The organism is Halodesulfovibrio aestuarii DSM 17919 = ATCC 29578 (assembly GCF_000384815.1).
GTDB lineage: Bacteria > Desulfobacterota > Desulfovibrionia > Desulfovibrionales > Desulfovibrionaceae > Halodesulfovibrio > Halodesulfovibrio aestuarii.
Genome location: NZ_ARQF01000021.1, coordinates 614,173 through 632,360, shown reverse-complemented (window position 1 = coordinate 632,360; position 18,188 = coordinate 614,173). Strand labels below are relative to the sequence as shown.

At 44.2% G+C, this 18,188-nt stretch carries 19 protein-coding genes and 1 tRNA gene; 15 read left to right on the top strand and 5 right to left on the bottom strand.

The window, feature by feature from the left end; translation table 11 throughout:
* Positions 1-21: 21 nt before the first annotated feature.
* Genes hpt through F461_RS0113810 form a run of 4 tightly spaced genes read right to left on the bottom strand, consistent with a single transcriptional unit; the run spans position 22 to position 3,954 of the window.
* Entirely contained in the window at positions 22-552 is a 531-nt protein-coding gene (hpt, locus tag F461_RS0113825) for a hypoxanthine phosphoribosyltransferase (RefSeq protein ID WP_020001753.1), read from the bottom strand.
* Positions 552-1,043 carry an N-acetyltransferase gene (locus F461_RS0113820; protein WP_020001752.1) on the bottom strand — a complete coding sequence of 164 codons (492 nt, stop codon included), beginning with the start codon at positions 1,041-1,043 and terminating at the stop codon, positions 552-554. Before F461_RS0113820 ends, hpt begins: the two co-directional genes overlap by 1 nt.
* On the bottom strand, positions 1,043-1,534 hold the full coding sequence (locus F461_RS18760; RefSeq protein WP_020001751.1) for a TlpA family protein disulfide reductase: 492 nt from the start codon (positions 1,532-1,534) through the stop codon (positions 1,043-1,045). Before F461_RS18760 ends, F461_RS0113820 begins: the two co-directional genes overlap by 1 nt.
* 5 nt (positions 1,535-1,539) lie before the next feature.
* A complete protein-coding gene (locus tag F461_RS0113810; RefSeq protein ID WP_020001750.1) occupies positions 1,540-3,954 on the bottom strand; it encodes a homocysteine S-methyltransferase family protein in 2,415 nt (804 codons plus the stop codon).
* Between the two features lie 222 nt (positions 3,955-4,176).
* Between F461_RS0113810 and F461_RS0113805 the strand changes: the two genes are divergently transcribed.
* From F461_RS0113805 to rho, 15 genes are all read left to right on the top strand, one after another.
* The gene (locus tag F461_RS0113805; RefSeq protein WP_020001749.1) at positions 4,177-5,232 is read left to right on the top strand and encodes an RNA polymerase factor sigma-32; all 1,056 of its coding nucleotides are present in this window, start codon (positions 4,177-4,179) and stop codon (positions 5,230-5,232) included.
* Positions 5,233-5,282: 50 nt separating this feature from the next.
* The gene (locus F461_RS0113800; RefSeq protein ID WP_020001748.1) at positions 5,283-6,962 is read left to right on the top strand and encodes a tetratricopeptide repeat protein; all 1,680 of its coding nucleotides are present in this window, start codon (positions 5,283-5,285) and stop codon (positions 6,960-6,962) included.
* On the top strand, positions 6,962-7,777 hold the full coding sequence (locus tag F461_RS0113795) for a hypothetical protein (protein ID WP_020001747.1): 816 nt from the start codon (positions 6,962-6,964) through the stop codon (positions 7,775-7,777). The genes F461_RS0113800 and F461_RS0113795 overlap by 1 nt, the downstream gene beginning before the upstream one ends.
* Before the next feature lie 103 nt (positions 7,778-7,880).
* Positions 7,881-8,189 (top strand): hypothetical protein, encoded by a 309-nt coding sequence (locus F461_RS0113790; RefSeq protein WP_020001746.1) that lies wholly within the window; start codon positions 7,881-7,883, stop codon positions 8,187-8,189.
* A gap of 36 nt (positions 8,190-8,225) precedes the next feature.
* Positions 8,226-8,660, top strand: coding sequence for a ribose 5-phosphate isomerase B (gene rpiB, locus F461_RS0113785; protein ID WP_020001745.1), 435 nt, complete (start codon positions 8,226-8,228; stop codon positions 8,658-8,660).
* Positions 8,661-8,676: 16 nt separating this feature from the next.
* Positions 8,677-10,134, top strand: coding sequence for a cysteine--tRNA ligase (gene cysS / locus F461_RS0113780; protein WP_020001744.1), 1,458 nt, complete (start codon positions 8,677-8,679; stop codon positions 10,132-10,134).
* Between the two features lie 2 nt (positions 10,135-10,136).
* Positions 10,137-11,600, top strand: coding sequence for a M48 family metallopeptidase (locus tag F461_RS0113775; RefSeq protein WP_020001743.1), 1,464 nt, complete (start codon positions 10,137-10,139; stop codon positions 11,598-11,600).
* Between the two features lie 97 nt (positions 11,601-11,697).
* Complete coding sequence (hslV, locus tag F461_RS0113770) at positions 11,698-12,237, top strand: ATP-dependent protease subunit HslV (protein WP_020001742.1); 540 nt, start codon at positions 11,698-11,700, stop codon at positions 12,235-12,237.
* Position 12,238: 1 nt separating this feature from the next.
* Complete coding sequence (gene ispE, locus F461_RS0113765) at positions 12,239-13,126, top strand: 4-(cytidine 5'-diphospho)-2-C-methyl-D-erythritol kinase (protein WP_020001741.1); 888 nt, start codon at positions 12,239-12,241, stop codon at positions 13,124-13,126.
* 3 nt (positions 13,127-13,129) lie between these two features.
* A tRNA-Gln gene (locus F461_RS0113760) sits at positions 13,130-13,205 on the top strand.
* Between the two features lie 38 nt (positions 13,206-13,243).
* Positions 13,244-14,191, top strand: coding sequence for a ribose-phosphate diphosphokinase (locus F461_RS0113755; RefSeq protein WP_020001740.1), 948 nt, complete (start codon positions 13,244-13,246; stop codon positions 14,189-14,191).
* Between the two features lie 57 nt (positions 14,192-14,248).
* Positions 14,249-14,833 carry a 50S ribosomal protein L25 gene (locus F461_RS0113750; RefSeq protein WP_020001739.1) on the top strand — a complete coding sequence of 195 codons (585 nt, stop codon included), beginning with the start codon at positions 14,249-14,251 and terminating at the stop codon, positions 14,831-14,833.
* A gap of 81 nt (positions 14,834-14,914) precedes the next feature.
* Positions 14,915-15,520 (top strand): aminoacyl-tRNA hydrolase, encoded by a 606-nt coding sequence (gene pth / locus F461_RS0113745; protein ID WP_020001738.1) that lies wholly within the window; start codon positions 14,915-14,917, stop codon positions 15,518-15,520.
* A gap of 96 nt (positions 15,521-15,616) precedes the next feature.
* Positions 15,617-16,126 carry a CarD family transcriptional regulator gene (locus F461_RS0113740; protein ID WP_020001737.1) on the top strand — a complete coding sequence of 170 codons (510 nt, stop codon included), beginning with the start codon at positions 15,617-15,619 and terminating at the stop codon, positions 16,124-16,126.
* 217 nt (positions 16,127-16,343) lie between these two features.
* A complete protein-coding gene (gene rho, locus F461_RS0113735) occupies positions 16,344-17,768 on the top strand; it encodes a transcription termination factor Rho (protein ID WP_020001736.1) in 1,425 nt (474 codons plus the stop codon).
* 315 nt (positions 17,769-18,083) lie between these two features.
* On the opposite strand, the gene F461_RS19100 is transcribed toward rho, so the two are convergent.
* Positions 18,084-18,185, bottom strand: a complete 102-nt coding sequence (locus F461_RS19100) for a methionine/alanine import family NSS transporter small subunit (protein WP_020001735.1) — start codon at positions 18,183-18,185, stop codon at positions 18,084-18,086.
* Positions 18,186-18,188: the final 3 nt, after the last annotated feature.

The window sequence follows — 18,188 nt, the reverse complement described above, 5'->3', positions numbered from 1 at the left end:
CAATTACGTTTTCAAAAACCGTTATTCGATTACAGTAGCTTCGTAAATAGCTCCCAACTCACGATATTTTTCAGCGTAGTCCATTCCATACCCGACAATAAACCCTTTTTCCAGAGTAAAACCCGGGTAATCAACAACGACATCAATTTCGCGACGCTCAACTTTTTCTACAATAGAAGCAAGTTTAAGAGAATCTGCACCACGAGCTTTAAGCTGAGACATGAGGAAGGCAATAGTATGACCAGTGTCAACAATGTCTTCCACGATGAGAACATGTTTTCCCTTAATAGAAACTTCGAGGTCTTTAGTGAAAGAAACTGTTTTAGAACTGTTTGTGCTGTTGCCATAGCTTGCGCAACGCACAAAGTCTATTTCGGGCTTAACGGTGAGATGCTTTAATAAATCAGAGAAAAACATGAAAGCACCTTTAAGCACACAAACGACAACAAGGTCTTTTCCCTCGAAGTCATTATTGATCTGCTCTGCAAGCTCTTTTACACGTTCCTGAATCTGTTCTTCGCTATAAACTACTGTAAGTTCCTTGATTTCCATTAACTCTCTCCAGAATTCTCTGGTTGTATCTCTAAGAGCATGGCGATTTCGTCACACTCTGGGAATTTAGGACAATTAACACAATCTGCCCAAATCTTTTGAGGCAGTACTTCCTTCGACACTTCAACAAAGCCTAGCTTCTGAAAAAAGGCATCTTGATAGGTGAGAGTGAAGATTTTGTAAATACCTAATCTGCGAGCTTCGTCTATACACTCATCTACAAGCTCACGACCGTACCCACCACGACGCGCTTTTTCGTCTACAATAAGGGAACGGATTTCTGCTAACCCTTCCCAAACAATAGAAAGAGCACAACACCCGATAATATCTCCCCCGTCACCAGGATCTAAGACATTAAATTCTCGCAGGCAATTGTACAATTGAGTTAATGAGCGAGGAAGAAGGACACCTTGACTAGAGCACGTTAACAGCAGGTTATGAATCACCTTCACGTCCCGCATCTGTGCTTTGCGAATAAACGGCTCAGACATTATTTCTGTTTTCCCTTTAAGACTTGATCGATGAGCACTTTTAAATCCTTGAAGCTAACAGGACCTACGTGATCAACAAGAAGCTTTCCCTTTGTATTGTATATAAGAAGGCGTGGAATAGACTTAATTCCAAACGTCTCATAAACATCAGATTCGGCAAGAACCACAGGGTAATTCAGCCCGAATTCTTTTACAGCCTTTTCAGCAGCCGCAGCGTTTTCATCCACAGAAACGCCGAGCAACAACAAGTCGTCACCGGAAAATGCAGCACGAGTCTTTTTTAAATCCGGCAGTTCTTCACGGCATGGCGGACACCATGAAGCCCAAAAATTCACAACGGTAACTTTGCCCTTGCCGCTGTTTATGAGCTTAATAACTTCTGCGGTATCCGCTTTTTTTAGAGGTTCTGCCACAGCAGACTGTACTCCAAGAACAACGGCAAATGCCGTGCACAAGAACGCGATACGCATTATGGATTTAATAGATTTCATGCTGACTACTTCTCCTCTATGAAAGATTGAGCAACTCGCACAGCAGACACTGCATCTTCAGAGTAGCCATGAGCGCCGATAGTATCAGCAAAAGCAGCAGTTACAACCGCCCCGCCAATCATTACCTTTACATCATCCATGCCACGTTCTTTCAGCAGTGAAACAGTGTCTTCCATACGAACCATTGTCGTCGTCATCAAGGCAGAAAGTCCAATAATTTTAGCGCCATGCTCTGCAGCCGCATCAACAATGGTTTCTGCTTTAACATCCTTACCAAGGTCAACCACGTCAAAGCCATGGTTGCCAAGCATTAAGCATACGATATTTTTACCAATATCATGAATGTCACCTTCAACCGTTGCCATTATTACTTTAGGACGGACAGTTGCAGCTGCATCTTTTTCCAACAGAGGACGCAACAAAGAAAAACCGTGCTGCATGGTTTCAGCAGAACGAAGAAGCTGCGGTAAGAAATACTCCTTACGCTCATACTTCATCCCGACTTCAGTAATCGCTGGAATAAGCATACCGTTTACAATTTCAAACGGCTCTTTCTTCTTTTTCAGCTCGGCTTCAATAAGCCCGATGACAGCATCCTTACTACCTTTTACGACCGCTTCAAATACTGTTGTAGCAGCACTGCTTGTAACTGATCCACCAGCAACAACGGTTCCTGTTCCAGCCTTCCAGCCAGAAAAACCTGCAATGAAGTGTGCTGCGTTTTCGTCACGGCCAAGTAAAACTTCAGCTGCAGCAAGAGTTTCACAAATCTGCGGATTGCCCGGATGAGCGATACAGGAACTCAGTCCTTTTGACACAGCCATGGCTAAAAAGGTGCCATTCAGCAACGGTCTCGCTGGTAACCCAAAAGAAATATTTGAAAGCCCGATAGTGGTCGGCAGACCAAGCGTTGTACAGTATTCAACAGTTTCAAGACACGCCAACGCGGCTTCCGGCTTAGAAGAAACAGCAAGTGCAAGCACATCGACCATAACAAGGCGACGAGGAATACCTAGTGTATCCACTTTTTCCAACATTGCATCAATAATGGCGATGCGGTCTTTTGCGGCAACAGGCAACTTGCTGCCTGTAAGAGGAAGCATGATAAACGGTGCACCATACTTTTTACATAATGGCCCCAGACGCTCCAAGCGCCCTTCCTCACCGCTGATAGAGTTTACCAGAGCAGAAGCAGGATACACTTTAAGCCCAGCTTCAACTGCATCCATATTCGAAGAATCGATAGAAAGAGGTATAGGGAACTGTGATACCAGTTTTTCTACCAGATCCGGTAATATTACAGTTTCATCCACCATTGGCGCGCCAACGTTCACATCGAGAACAGGTGCTCCACAGTCAAGCTGCTCCTGTGCAAACATCAAAGCAGAAGTAAGCTGACCATTCTGTAATTCAGCGATTAATTGCTTTTTTCCAGTCGGGTTAATTCGTTCGCCAATAATGCGGGCTGGATGTTCTTTACCGAATCGTACAGCCTGAGACCGAGACGTCATGCAAAAACAATCTGTCTCACGAAGGACAGGCTTTGCAATCAATCCGTCAACAGCTGCTACCAAAGCAGCGATGTGATCAGGAGAAGTGCCGCAACAGCCACCAAGACAGCGTGCCCCCATTTCAGCGAACACTTTTGTCTGCGTTGCAAAAGAATCGGGGTCGAGACGGAAAACAGTATTGCCATTTTCATCAAGTTCAGGAAGACCTGCATTTGGCATAACCAACACAGGTACCGTTGAGTATTCGAGCATTTCCTGCACAACAGGGACCATTTGCTCCGGCCCTGCGCTACAGTTTGTTGCTACAAAATCAACCCCCATGTTAAGCATAGTCTCAACAAAAACTTCCGGAGAAGAACCTGTTAATGACATTCCGTTTTCGAATGTCATTGAGGCCCCAACAGGTAAATCGCAAACTTCGCGTACAGCCACAACTGCAGCACGCAACTCTGCAACGTCAAAGTGGGTTTCACAAATAATAAGATCAATACCGCCTTCTACAAGGCCGGAAATTTGTTCTTTATATGAATCAACGAGTGTTGCAAATTCAACATCACCCAAAGGGCGTAGAAAATGTCCAGTAGGACCAACGCTACCGGCTACATAAACGTCCCTGCCAGATTCAACGGCAGCACGTTTGGCAGCGGCAGCCATTTCCCGGTTAAAGCCGACAACATCCATACCCTCCGGTAACTTAAAAGAAGTTCCACCAAAGGTATTAGTAGTGAGAACATTGGCACCAGCACGAGCATAATCACAATGCACTCCCTGCAAAACATCAGGGTTTGACATGCACCAGACTTCCGGACTCACGCCAGCAGTCAACCCGCGTGCTTGCAGCATAGTTCCCATTGCACCATCGAAAAATAAAAACTCACCAGAAGACAAGGCACTACGAAAATCCGCCACAAACAACTCCTAAACATATCCCAAAAGTATTATACGCCACACTGGGCACTAGATCACCAATTTAAGAAAGTAATGCTCTACTGAAAAACATTGAAAAGAACAAACAAAAACTATATGGTTTACATTGCTAAATAGCATGTATCCACACAGTTAACCAGACATAGATACTGTGTAACAACAGTGTTTATGCTAAGCTATAAGGTATTATACAAATACAGGATTATGACCAAATCTACAGAAAAAACTAAGAATTCCCTTAAAGACCAAAACGCTGCCGAAGTCGAACTTCTTGATATGGAAGATTCTGACGAAGAGGAAAACTTAGATATTGATCCTGTTATCGATATTACAAAAGAAGACGAAAATGAAATTCCTGACACATTGCCAGTCTTCGTTGATAAAAGTACTAGCGCCCGCACACGATCTACAGACTCTCTAAGCATGTACTTGCGGGAAATTAGCAAGTTTCCTATGCTCAAACCTGATGAAGAGTTTGAACTAGCCAAGCGCGTGCAAGAGCACAACGACTCTGATGCAGCTTTTCGTCTTGTTTCCTCCCATCTCCGCCTTGTTGTTAAAATCGCAATGGACTTTCAACGCCGTTGGATGCAAAACGTCCTTGACCTCATTCAGGAAGGGAACGTGGGGCTCATGCGTGCCGTTAACAAATTTGACCCAGACAAAGGAATTAAGTTTTCCTACTACGCATCGTTCTGGATTAAGGCATACATCCTTAAATTTATTATGGATAACTGGAGACTTGTTAAAGTTGGAACCACACAAGCCCAACGAAAACTTTTCTACAACCTCAATAAAGAACGACAACGCCTTATCTCTCAAGGATTTGATCCTGACGCCGCAACTTTGTCTAAAAAACTCAATGTATCAGAAGAACAGGTTATTGAAATGGAACAACGCCTGGATGCTTCTGATATGTCCCTCAACATCCCGATTGGTGATGACGCAGGCGGCGCAACGAGAATGGACTTTCTTCCTGCACTTGGCCCAGGTATTGAAGATGTGCTTTCAGATCATCAAATGGCAGAAATGCTTACACAAAAGATTAATGAAATTGAGCACACCTTTAACGATAAAGAGCTTGAGATTCTTCATAAAAGACTATTATCTGATGACCCGGTTACGCTGCGAGAAATCGGAGAAAAATTCGAAATTACCCGGGAACGCGTCAGACAAATTGAAGCACGATTGTTGCAAAAAATTAGAGACTATTTGTTTAAAGAAATTAAAGACTTTTCTAAAGATTGGATTCAGCGCTAGGGGTACTTCCAACAGCCCCAAACTTCTACCCCTAATTATGGATTCTTATTATGCGTACAAATAACAAACGCTTTCGTTCTGTTATCATATTCTGCTGCGCGCTGTTGCTCGCCTCTGGATGTGCTACAACTATGCCTGAAACGCAGTCAGCACCTTCCGGAATACTTAATACTGAAGCTGCTACGACTTACTACTACCTGCTCTTTGAAGATGCATCGAGAGAAAATGACTACAGCGGAGCTAAAAATGCGCTTACAAAACTCCTCACACTGTCACCACCGCCTGAAATTTATATAGAAGCAATTAACTTTTATCTACGTAACGATAAAACGCTTACTGCTCGCAAGATAGCTACTAAAGGCACTAAAGCTTTCCCTGATAACTTTCAAATGGTGCTGCTTAAAGCAGAGTCTTACAGACTGGAAAATAAACTGGATGAAGCTGTTGGAGTAGTCAGGAAATATCTGGAAGACCACTCTCAATCTGATGACGCATTCCGTGCAATCGGATTATTGTACTTCGACAGCGAAAAATATCCTGAAGCAGTTGACGCATTTCGGGAAAGCAAAGAGGCACATCGCTCGCCTATCACTCGTCTATTTCTCGCTAAGGCACTCATACAGTTAAAAAAGTATGATGATGCGGAAAAAGAATTACTGGCCGTGACAGACCAGAAAGACACCTCGTTGGAAGCATGGTCAGAACTGGCACGGTTATACGAACGAAAACAAGATTATGTTCTTGCCGAACAAGCATACGAACAGCTTATCACTGTAGATACTTCTAACGAAGTAAGTTGGTTACGCCTTATCAACTTAAATCTTAAGCTCAACCACCTCGCTAAGGCTCTTGAACTTGTAGAAATTGGTCCTGACTCTGACGACTTTACATTGGAAGCAGCTACAATTTTCATTAATGAAGGATTTTACAAAGAAGCCAAAGTAATGCTTGAGCCGTTTGCTAAAGCTAAACAGCCGGCTGAAGTCTTCTTTCACCTTGCCCTCATCGCTTTCGAATATGAAAAAGACCTAAACAAAGCATTAAAGCTTCTTAACAATATCCCTCGAGACAACCCAAGCTGGACAAAAAGCTTAGAGTTTAGAAGCCGCCTTTTATACGAGTTAGGAAAAACAGATGAAGCCATCAAACTGGTACAGTCTGCCCGCAAACACGACCCTAGAAGCCGCTTTATCCTTGAGTTGGAAACCGAACTGCTTATGGTAGCTAAGCGTCCAAAAGATGCATTAAAAACTATAAATTCAGCTCTCACCATCTGGCCCAATGATCAAGAATTGCTGTTCACCAAGGGTTCTATTTACCACTCTCTTGGTGATAAAAAACGTGCTCTGGAGATTATGGAACAAATCATCAGCGATGACCCAGAATATTTCAAGGCACTTAACTTTGTCGGCTACACTCTTGCAGAAATGGGAAAAGATCTTGACCGGGCTTTAGTGCTGGTTCGCACAGCTGCAAACCTTGCTCCGGGCCAACCATATATTCTCGATTCGTTAGCGTGGGTTTATTTTTTACGTGATGACTACAAAAACGCATGGACATATATAACCCAAGCCGTAACTCTTGGAACAAGTGACCCTGCTATTTGGGAACATTATGGTGACATTGCAAAAAAACGTGGAAATAAAACAGAAGCCCGAAAAGGCTACACACGTGCACTCAATGGTCACAGTAATCCAGAGTTAATTAAACAAAAACTCAAGGAGTTATGATGAAAAGGCTACTTCGTCTGGCTTCTGTAGTCTTCTGCATTTTTTTACTAAGTGCGTGTGCGCAACATGCACCGCAAATCCGTATAGACCAGCAGGCAACGCAAACAGAAGCAGAACAGGTATGGGCAAAATACCTTGCAAACGCCAGACGAAACCCAACCTCACAACCCTTCAGTATCCGTTCTTCCTTTCGGTTTAAAACATCGGAGACCAGCAACCGCGCTTCTCTGATCATGTGGGGAAACGGTGCTGCTCCTGTCCGAATAGACATCATCGGTCCATTTGGCTCTATCGTTGCCAGTTTGCGTATGAGTAATTTACAATCAATCATTTACGAGCCAGATAGCAAACGCGCTGTCTACTCTGATTCCGGGCAGGACCTGTTAGTGCGCATGGGACTGCCGATTCCTGTGTCTGTTCAGGATATTATAGCGCTCTTGCGCGGCAATTACACAAAGCTCTTCCCGACAACATATGACACCGCATACGTCGAAGGCGCTGCGAATATTGCGTATACATTTTCTACACCGGTAAGTAATAAAAATACGTCACAAAAGTTGACGAATGGCGTCCTTGTCTTAAATAAACAAGGACTTCCTGTTGTTTGGGAGCAAAAAGATAAATCTATGTCTATTTCTTTTGAGAAATATAAGGACAGGCAGCCTACCAAGATAAGAGTACTAGCCGGAACAGAACGAAGTGCACTTTTTTTAATAAAAGACCGCACAATTCCGGTCAGCCCTTTTGATCCTAAGGCGCTACAGCTCGTTTTGCCTCCTGATACTAAACTTGAACCAATAAGACCCATGCAGTAGCACATAACATATTTTTATTGTGCCATGATTACAGTTTCTCCCAGCTAAAAAAACGTAACTATAATAATCTACTGAACAGCATTGCAAATTACACGAGGGGATCATGTCTGACACTTCTGCACCTAAAAAAGAAAAATCTGTTTTTGAAAACCTTTGCTTTGGTATTTCTGTCTGGAAACAAAATATAAAACGCATGTTTTCTGATATTCTTCATTCTTTTGAGATAAAGCAGCTTGAAAAGCGATTAGAGCAAGAGTATGCAGCACTCGGCAAGGTGACTTCCTACCACCTTGAAAAAAATGAGGAGAAGCCTGCTACTCCATCTTTTGAAATGACCAGTGCAGCAAAACAGATCAGCTTCTTAAAAGAAGAAATAGCGCGCCTTAAAGAAGCGCATAAACAGGACGCATAACTCGGCGATTACGCCGCCAGTAACATAGAGGTAATAATGTCTAAGAAAGTATTTATCGGTGCGGATCATGGCGGCTTTGCCCTTAAAGTTGTCATCGTAGAACATCTTACTAAAAATGGTTACGATGTTGAAGACTTAGGATGCTACTCCACCGAAAGCACAGATTATCCGATGTACGCAGAAAAAGTGTGTGAAAAGGTTCTGGAAAAAAACGCGCCTGGTATCCTTATTTGCGGCACTGGCATCGGCATGTCTATGGCTGCCAACCGTATTCCTGGCATTCGCGCTGCGCTTGCAACTAACGAATTTCATGCCCGCCTTACCCGTCAGCACAACAACGCAAATGTACTTTGCCTTGGAGAACGAGTTACTGGCCCCGGCGTTGCCATAAATCTTGCAGAAATTTTCCTTGAAACCGAATTTGAAGGCGGCCGTCACCAGCGTCGCATTGACCAGTTCGACAAAGCGTAGAAGGAATAGCACGACCATGCAGCTCTATAATACTCTGACACACAAGAAAGAAGCGTTTATTCCTCTTACTGAAGGCAAAGTGAATATGTATGTATGCGGCATTACCGCGTACGATCTTTGTCACATTGGTCACGCTCGATCTGCAGTGGTTTTTGATGTTCTTGTTCGTTACCTTCGCAGTACTGGTCTTGAAGTTCTCTTCGCACGTAACTTCACGGACGTTGATGATAAAATCATCAAACGTGCTAACGAAGAGGGCTTGAGCAGCAAAGAAGTCGCTGAAAAGTACATCCAAACCTTCTACGAAGATATGGATTCACTTAACGTCCTCCGTGCCGACATTGAACCGAAATGTACTGAGCATATCGACGATATGATTGCAATGTGTGAAAATCTCATTGCAAAAGGCAAAGCATATTCCACTGAATCCGGTGACGTATATTTCCGTGTTCGTGAATTCAAAGACTACGGCAAGCTTTCCGGTCGTGATGTTAATGACATGCGCTCCGGCGCTCGCATTGCTCCGGGTGACGAAAAAGAAGATCCACTCGATTTTGCTCTCTGGAAAGGTGCAAAACCAGGAGAACCTTCATGGGAAAGCCCTTGGGGGCCAGGTCGTCCTGGCTGGCATATTGAATGTTCTGCAATGAGCCATCGGCACATGCCGCTGCCTTTGGACATCCACGGTGGTGGACTTGATCTTATCTTCCCGCATCATGAAAACGAAATAGCCCAAAGTGAAGCTGCAACTGAAAAAGAAATGGCACGCTACTGGGTTCATAATGGTTTTGTACAAATTGATTCTGAAAAGATGTCCAAATCTCTCGGAAACTTTAAAACCATCCGTGATATTCTGGAATCATATCTTCCAGAAGTACTTCGTTTCTTCTTGCTCACTAAGCACTACCGTAGCCCGATTGACTTCAGCTTTATTGCTATGGATGAGGCCGAAAAGAGCATCAAACGTATTTATGAAACAAAGCTTGCTGTTCTGAACGAGTTAAACAAGTCTAAGTGGAGCAAGTCAGCTCTGCCTGAAGACATTACAAACGAATACAAAGAACAAAGTGCAGCATTTGATGCAGCCATGGCTGATGATATGAACACTGCCGGTGCTACCGGCCATATCTTCTCTCTTGTTCGCCTTATGAACCGCGTCATAGAAGATAAAGCAATGCGTAAAAGTGAAGGAGCCAAAGCCCTTTTTGAAAGCTTTATCGCTGACTTTATCAAATGGAGCGAAGTGCTCGGTCTGTTTGCTCTTGCACCGGAAACATTCCTGCAGGATCTCAAACTCAAGCGTGCTACTCGCAAAAACATTTCTATCGATGCTATCGAAGAACTCATGGCTCAGCGCCTTGAAGCCCGTAAAAACAAGGATTTTGAAGCTGCTGATACTATTCGCGAAAAACTTACCGAACTGGGCGTAGATGTACGAGATACACCTTCCGGCCCGGTATGGGATGTAATCTAACTATGAAAAAAGCACTGCAGCATAATCATACAATGACACAAACTTCATTCTGGAAGAACCTCTTGTGCGCTTTTGTTGCAGTGCTTTTTATTCTATTGCCTCCTGTTCATCTTGCAAAAGCCAATATTCTTGATACGTTTGGCAAATTCGGCGTAAAAGATGAAGTTGAACTTGGCAAAAAATTCAGCATTCTCATCAAATCCAGAATGCCTATTCTTGAAGACCCTGAAATAGTGTCCTACGTCGAAGGAGTTCTGGACAGACTCCAGAAAAACATCCCTCCCCAGCCTTTCCCTTTTGAAATTAATGTAATTGTAAACGACACCCTGAACGCATTTGCCGTGCCGGGTGGTTACGTATTTGTCCACACAGGAATGCTGCTGGAAATGGAACATGAATCCGAACTTGCAGGAGTTCTTGCTCACGAACTTGCGCATATCACACAACGTCACATTGCCAAACGCATCGAAAAATCGCAAAAAGTTCAACTAATGAGTCTTGTCGGGATGCTTGCAGGTGCCGTACTTGGTGCAACAACAGAGAGCGGGTCTGAAGTTACCAGCGGCCTTATTACCGGCTCAATGGCGGCAGGTCAGGCTGCTTTACTCAACTATAGTCGTGAGGACGAACGGGAAGCAGACCAAATGGGTCTGATTTACCTTACTGATGCAGGATATAACCCTAACGGGTTGTCCAACAGCTTTGAAAAAATCCGCAGACGCAAATGGGAATCCGGCTCCAACATGCCTTCCTATCTGTCTACTCACCCCGCAGTAGAAGAACGTCAGGATTACCTGGCAGGACGGGTTGCCTCTTTACCAAAGGATATGCAAAGCCGTCCTGAAGATGACATCCGCTTTAAACGAGTGCAGATTCTTGTGCGCTCGCGTTTTACTGACCCGAATACTGCCCTTACCTATTTCTCTAAACAAGAACAAACACCAATCATTCTCATGGGGCGAGGTATCGCCGCAGCCAGAGTTAATAAAGTTAAGGAAGCAGCAGAATATTTTGATAAAGCAGTAAAAGATGCACCCAAAGACTACCTGATCCTTCGAGAAGCAGGTAGATTCCACTACACCAAGGGTGATACTAATAAAGCAATTTTCTTGCTTCAAAAAGCCGCGGTACGCAATCCTGAAGATTTAATGACACTGTTTTTCTATGCCCGTTTGCTTAATGACAAGGGTGATTCAAAATCAGCAGGGTCCTACTACCAAAAAATTTTACGGAAACTACCTGAAGATTCAGAAGTACATTTTTTCTACGGCAAAATGCTCGGACAAAGTGGTGATCAATTTAATGGTCATCTACATCTTGCTTACAGTGCGCTCTATCGCAATGACCCCAAAAAAACAGCATATCATATCAAAAAAGCCGAGGCTCTTGCTACGACCCAAGAACAGACGTCGGCTCTTGAGCTAATCAAAAAACAGCGGGATGAACGAGCTGCATACTGGGAATAATTTTTTACGTTGCCTGTACAACAGGCAGGAATAATTCATTCCCCTTTCATCTGACAATTTCGATTCATATACGACAAGCACAATATAAGGATTTGTTATGGAACTTCGTGGAACAACTATTCTGGCAGTAAAAGATGCTAACGGTGTTGCAATGGCTGGCGACGGACAGGTAACATTAGGGCAATCCATTGTTATGAAGCATCAGGCACGCAAAGTACGCCGCATCTACCGCGAAAAAGTAATCGCCGGTTTCGCTGGTGCCACTGCAGATGCATTCACGTTATTTGAACGTTGTGAAGCAAAACTGGAAGAATTTGGAGGCAACCTATTACGTGCCTCTGTTGAAATGGCCAAAGACTGGCGTTCTGATAAATATCTCAGAAAACTTGAAGCAATGCTCATTGTTGCAGATGCTGAATATGTTTTCATCATCAGCGGTAATGGTGACGTGATTGAGCCGGACGACAACATCGCAGCAATCGGCAGTGGCGGCGCATATGCACTGTCAGCTGCCCGCGGCCTCCAGCGTCACACTGAAATGAGCGCAGAAGATATTTGCCGCAATGCGATGGCCATCGCTGCAGAAATATGTGTATTTACAAATAAAAACCTTACTATTGAAACCATCAACAAATAACATGTCGTTTACGCAACCAGCCTCCGTCACACTACATGCGGGGTGCAAAATTAACCTGCATTTAGAAATTACCGGTGTTCGGGAAAACGGGTATCATGAACTTGATACCCTATTCTTTCCGCTTCCAAGCCCTTTTGATACCATTACCATTTCTAAAGGTGCAACCGGAAGCGGCCTTCTTCTTGAATGCCCAGCACTTTCTATTCCTCCAGAAAAAAACATTATTTATAAAAGCTGGAAAAAATATAGTGATGCCACAGGTTGGAAGCCTGACCTTGCTATCACCGTTGAAAAGGGCATACCAGATGGGGCAGGTCTTGGAGGCGGAAGTTCTGATGCCGCCACAATTCTTAACTATTTAAACAAGTACTGTCCCAACAATGCTCTTTCGCCTGAACGCCTTAATACTCTTGCTGCAAGCATCGGCGCAGATGTGCCATTCTTTCTGAACAATGTTCCAGCACACGCAACTGGCATCGGTGACATTTTGGAACCGTCAACTATCTCGCTTTCCGGATATTCTCTCGTTCTTATTTGCCCTGATATCAGTATATCTACACCATGGGCATTTGCGGAGTGGGACAAGACAATGCGAAGCACTAGTGCGAGTAATAATAAGAAAGAAATCTTGACAACAACACCTTCAAAAGATAGAAAGCACTCCTCTCGTGCCTTGTGGCTCTTTAATAGTTTTGAAGTGGTGGTATACTCGGCCTTTCCGAAGCTGCGGGCGTACAAAGAAAAACTCATGTCTTTTGGTGCTGAAGGCGCCGTCATGAGTGGAAGCGGTTCTAGCATCTTTGCTTTGTATCGAGAGACGGAACAGGCTGCACGTGCTGCAACAGCCTTAGAGGCTGAAGGCGTTGCCACATATCTCCACCACCTGTAATACTGGGACGTAGCCAAGTTGGTAAGGCATCGGGTTTTGGTCCCGACATCCGCGGGTTCAAGTCCTGCCGTCCCAGCCATTTTTACAGGTAACTAACTATAACCCCAGTATGGTACCATGAACGGCGATCTAAAAATCCTCACCGGCTCTTCCAATCCTGCGTTGGCAGAAGCAATTTGCAGCCACTTAGGCTGTGAGCTTATTCCAACCCTTTGTGAAACTTTCAGCGATGGCGAATGCCGCATCGAGATCGGTGCAAATGTACGAGGTGACGACGTATTTGTTGTTCTCTCTACCTCTGCGCCTGTTAACGATAATATTATGCAGCTTTGCCTTATGCTCGACGCTCTGAAGCGTGCAAGTGTTGGCCGCGTGACTGCAGTTGTTCCTTACTACGGATACGCACGTCAGGACCGTAAGGTTGCTCCTCGTGCGCCTATCAGCGCAAAAGTTGTTGCGGACTTCCTGACTACTTCAGGAATGGATCGCCTTGTAACCGTAGACCTTCACGCGGGACAAATTCAGGGATTCTTTGATGTTCCTGTGGACAACCTTTACGCTGCACCTGTTATGCTCGATCGTCTTCGTGGCATCCAGAACGAACAAGGTGAAATCGTATTGGTTTCCCCTGACGCTGGTGGTGTTGAACGTGCGCGTGCTTACGCAAAGCGTCTTAACGCAGGCCTCGCAATCATTGATAAACGTCGTGACAAGCCAAATCAGGCTCAAGCAATGCACGTTATTGGTGACGTAAAAGACAAAATAGCCATCGTTGTCGACGATATGATCGATACTGCAGGCACCATGTGTGCTGCAGCTGACGTTCTTATGAACAACGGTGCCAAAGAAGTTATGGCGTGTACAACTCATCCGGTTCTTTCCGGCCCAGCCATTGAACGTCTTTGTAAATCAACTTTCAAAAAAGTTTTTGTTACCGATACAATTGCTCTCGGCGACAAAATCAACCAATGCGACAAGCTCGAAGTCCTCTCTATTGCAGGTCTTCTTGCTAAAGCAATTCACAATATCCACACGGAATCCTCCGTAAGCGTTCTTTTTGTTTAAAGAACGCGTCTGCAGCGAGTGAAAAACCTCGTGGTGGAACCTCAAAGGAGTTATTACATGTCTGAAAAAATCACTTTTTCCGTTACTAAACGCGAAGGTCTTGGCAAAGGCGCTAACCGTAGGCTTCGTGTAGCAGGCAAAGTTCCTGGTATCTTTTACAGCACTACCGGCGAAAACATTCCTGTACAGATGAACGAAATGCCCCTCGTAAAGCTTTACGAAAAAGCAGGCCTTACCAACGTTATCGCTCTTGATATCGACGGCGAAGTTAAAGATTGTCTCATCTGGAAACTTGAGCGTCACCCGTTCAAAAACCGTCTCCAGCATGTAGATTTCTATGGCATTGACCCAGAAAAAGAAATTCGTATCAAGATTCCAGTTCGCACAACTGGCGAATCTAAAGGTGTGAAACTCGGTGGCCGTCTTGAAGAATACCGTCAAGTAGTCACTGTTTCTGCTAAACCTGCAGATATTCCTAACGAAGTTGTTGTTGATGTAACTGATTTTGACATCCACACCTTCCTCAAAGTTAGTGAACTCGAACTTCCAGAAAACGTTACTGCTTACTACGACGACGACTTTAAAGTGCTCGCAGTCGTACCAGGCCGTGGTTCTTCAAAAACTGAAGAAGCAGAAGATTAAGCGAATTCCTAGTGAAATCGTTGGCCTCATGCCTCGGCATGAGGCCATTTCCTTTTTATTGGATTCACTTACAGGATAGTCATGAATATTTCCGGAGTAATCGTTGGACTAGGAAATCCGGGTAAAGAATACGAAAATACCCGACACAACCTTGGTTTTATGGTTGCAGACCACTTATTAGAAGATGCACAGCGTTTTTCGCCCGATGCATGCTCTCCTCTTTCTATAGGAAAGAAAAAATATGATGCATGGAAATGCAGAATAGGCACATCCCGAAACTTCTGGCTTATCATTAAGCCAATGACCTACATGAACCTTTCAGGTGAAGCTGTTGGTCATGCATGCAAATACTTCGACATTGCACCTGAACAGGTTGTTGTACTGCACGACGAATTAGACCTCCCATTAGGTCGAATAAAATTCAAAATCGGTGGCGGACACGCTGGGCATAACGGATTACGCTCTATTGAGCAGCATCTCGGAAGCCGCAACTTCAACCGCATGCGTATTGGTATCGGCAAGCCTGAACATGGCACCGTATCCAACTACGTTCTTAATCGTTTCAACAAAGCTGAACAAGCTGAGGTTGAAATGGTTCTTGAAGGTGCCCTAAAAGGTATTGAAGCGTTTGTTTCATCCGGTTTTGATGAAGCTGTGAAAACAACTAATTCCTTCAAGCTTCTCTAATTCTTCGAATAGATAACCATAGACTCTTAATGCGTATTACGTTAGAGTGTGGTTCGCGTTTCACGATGTAACGCAGACATTGTAAGGAGACTCGCTGTGTTCGCTCAGGATCAATTAGTAGTATACCCAGCTCAGGGTGTAGGCAAAGTAGAAAGAATCGAGACTCAGACTGTTGGCGGTACCGAGGCTGAATTCTACTTCATCCGGATACTGAGCAACAATGTGACACTCATGGTGCCAGTTACTACCGCAAGCAACGTTTTGCGCCCGCTGTGCACTCATGAAGAAGGTCTTGATCTTCTTAAATCTCTCGATGACCGTTCAGGGTTCACTGGTTATACCGGTCAAAACTGGAACCGCCGTTATCGCGAATATTCTGATAAACTTAAAAGTGGCGCACTTGAAGACGTAGCATACGTTCTAAAAGAGCTCCTCCTTATCGGTAAAGATAAGGAGCTTTCTTTTGGTGAACGTCGTTTATTGGAGCAAGCAATGGGTCTCATTACCCTTGAAATAGCTCATGCTACAGACACGACCCAAGATGCTGTCCAAAAAGAAATCGAAGAAATGTTTGCAGATGTAATTGCTGCACAAGAAAAAAAATAGTCAGACTTTCTTGTCATTTTTTTTCTGATACGCTATTTTCTTCTATACACGTTAGTTATTTTCTTTAGTCCCCCCTACTTGACACTGCTCAACGTCTTTGTCCTTCCGTCGGGGGACGCACAAAACTTTCCAAACTATGTCATCGGCTATGTCTCATAGCTTCTCTATGTACGTACGTGCATGTTCTATTCAAATTAAACCATTCCTTTGAGTCTATATGGCAACTAAAAAAGACGTCGAAGAAGCGAAGCAGGAAAAACCTCGTAGAGCTGCAACAACCCGTCCTACGACTCGTAAACGCAGACCCCCTGCTGCTCCTCGGACAGAAAAGTCCAGAAGAGCTCCAGCGCCTCAATTTACTCCCGATCCAAATGCAGATCCCAGCGAAGGCCTCAATCTCTCAGAACTTAAGCGCAAACCAGCAGCGGAGCTGATGGAGCTTGCCAAAGAGTATGAGATTGAAAACCCAAGCAACATGCGTAAGCAAGAACTTATTTTTGCTTTACTACAAAAATGTGCTGCACAAAATGGAGCCATTTTTGGCGAGGGCGTTCTCGAAATCCTTCCTGATGGATTCGGTTTTCTACGCTCACCAATGTATAGCTACATGCCTGGGCCGGATGACATTTATGTTTCCCCTTCTCAAATCAGACGCTTCGGTCTGCGGAAAGGGGATGTAGTTTCAGGTCAAATTAGACCGCCTAAAGAAGGCGAACGCTATTTTGCTTTGCTCAGAGTCAACGAAATTGGCTTTGAACCACCTGAAAAATCTCGAAACCTCGTTCTCTTCGATAACCTCACTCCTATTTATCCAGAACGCCAGCTCGTAATGGAAAACGGAAAAGAAAGCCTTTCCGGCAGAGTTATCGACCTCATGGCTCCTATTGGCTGCGGTCAACGTGGCTTAATTGTTGCCCCTCCACGCACCGGTAAAACAATTCTTCTTCAATCACTGGCTAACTCCATCAATGCTAATAATCCAGATGTATATCTTATTATTCTACTCATTGATGAACGTCCTGAAGAAGTTACTGATATGGAGCGTACGGTTAAAAACGCTGAAGTTATCAGTTCTACTTTTGATGAACCTCCACAGCGCCACGTTCAGGTTGCAGAGATGGTTCAAGAAAAAGCGAAACGTCTTGTAGAGCGTGGTAAAGATGTTGTTATTTTGCTCGATTCCATTACTCGTCTTGGGCGTGCATACAACGCAGTTACCCCATCTTCTGGACGTGTTCTTTCCGGTGGTCTTGATGCTAACGCACTGCAACGTCCAAAGCGTTTCTTTGGTGCAGCACGTAATCTCGAAGAAGGCGGTAGCTTAACAATCATCGCTACAGCCCTCATTGATACAGGCTCCCGAATGGACGAAGTAATCTTTGAAGAATTTAAGGGCACTGGTAACCTCGATATCTATCTTGACCGTCATCTCGCTGAAAAACGCGTATTTCCGGCTATTGATATCAACCGTACCGGCACCCGCAAAGAAGACCTCCTTCTTGGCACAGAAATGCTTAATAAAATTTGGATTCTTCGCAAAATCCTTGCTCCAATGTCCACCATTGACAGCATGGACTTCTTGCTCGACAAAATGCGTAAGACCAAAAGCAACAATGAATTCTTCATCTCCATGAATAAGTAAGAACAACTGAAAGATACTTATAAAAAACCTCGCTATGGCGAGGTTTTTTATTGCCTACCATATTTTATGTCAGTCTTTTTCCCTTCAGTAATATCCGAGCAAGAAGCCTTTGATCCACTTATAGTCTATATTATTCTTTGCTCATCTTCATGAGCAGGTAAAAAGTCTCCCCCGCACTGACGAATCTTAATCTGCACATAATCTGACACCTTCTTCTGCGCCAGTCTCCAGACAAAACTCAAAACTTGACATTATCCATAAAAAAAGACGCTGCCATGAGACAGCGTCTGTTCATTTAGAATATAATCTTACAATCTAGATGTCACGATTGCGGATAGCAACGGATATGCAGAATGCTGCGCCGCCCCAAGTGACGAGAAGGCCGAGTACCATCATGATGATTGCGGATGTAGCCATAGT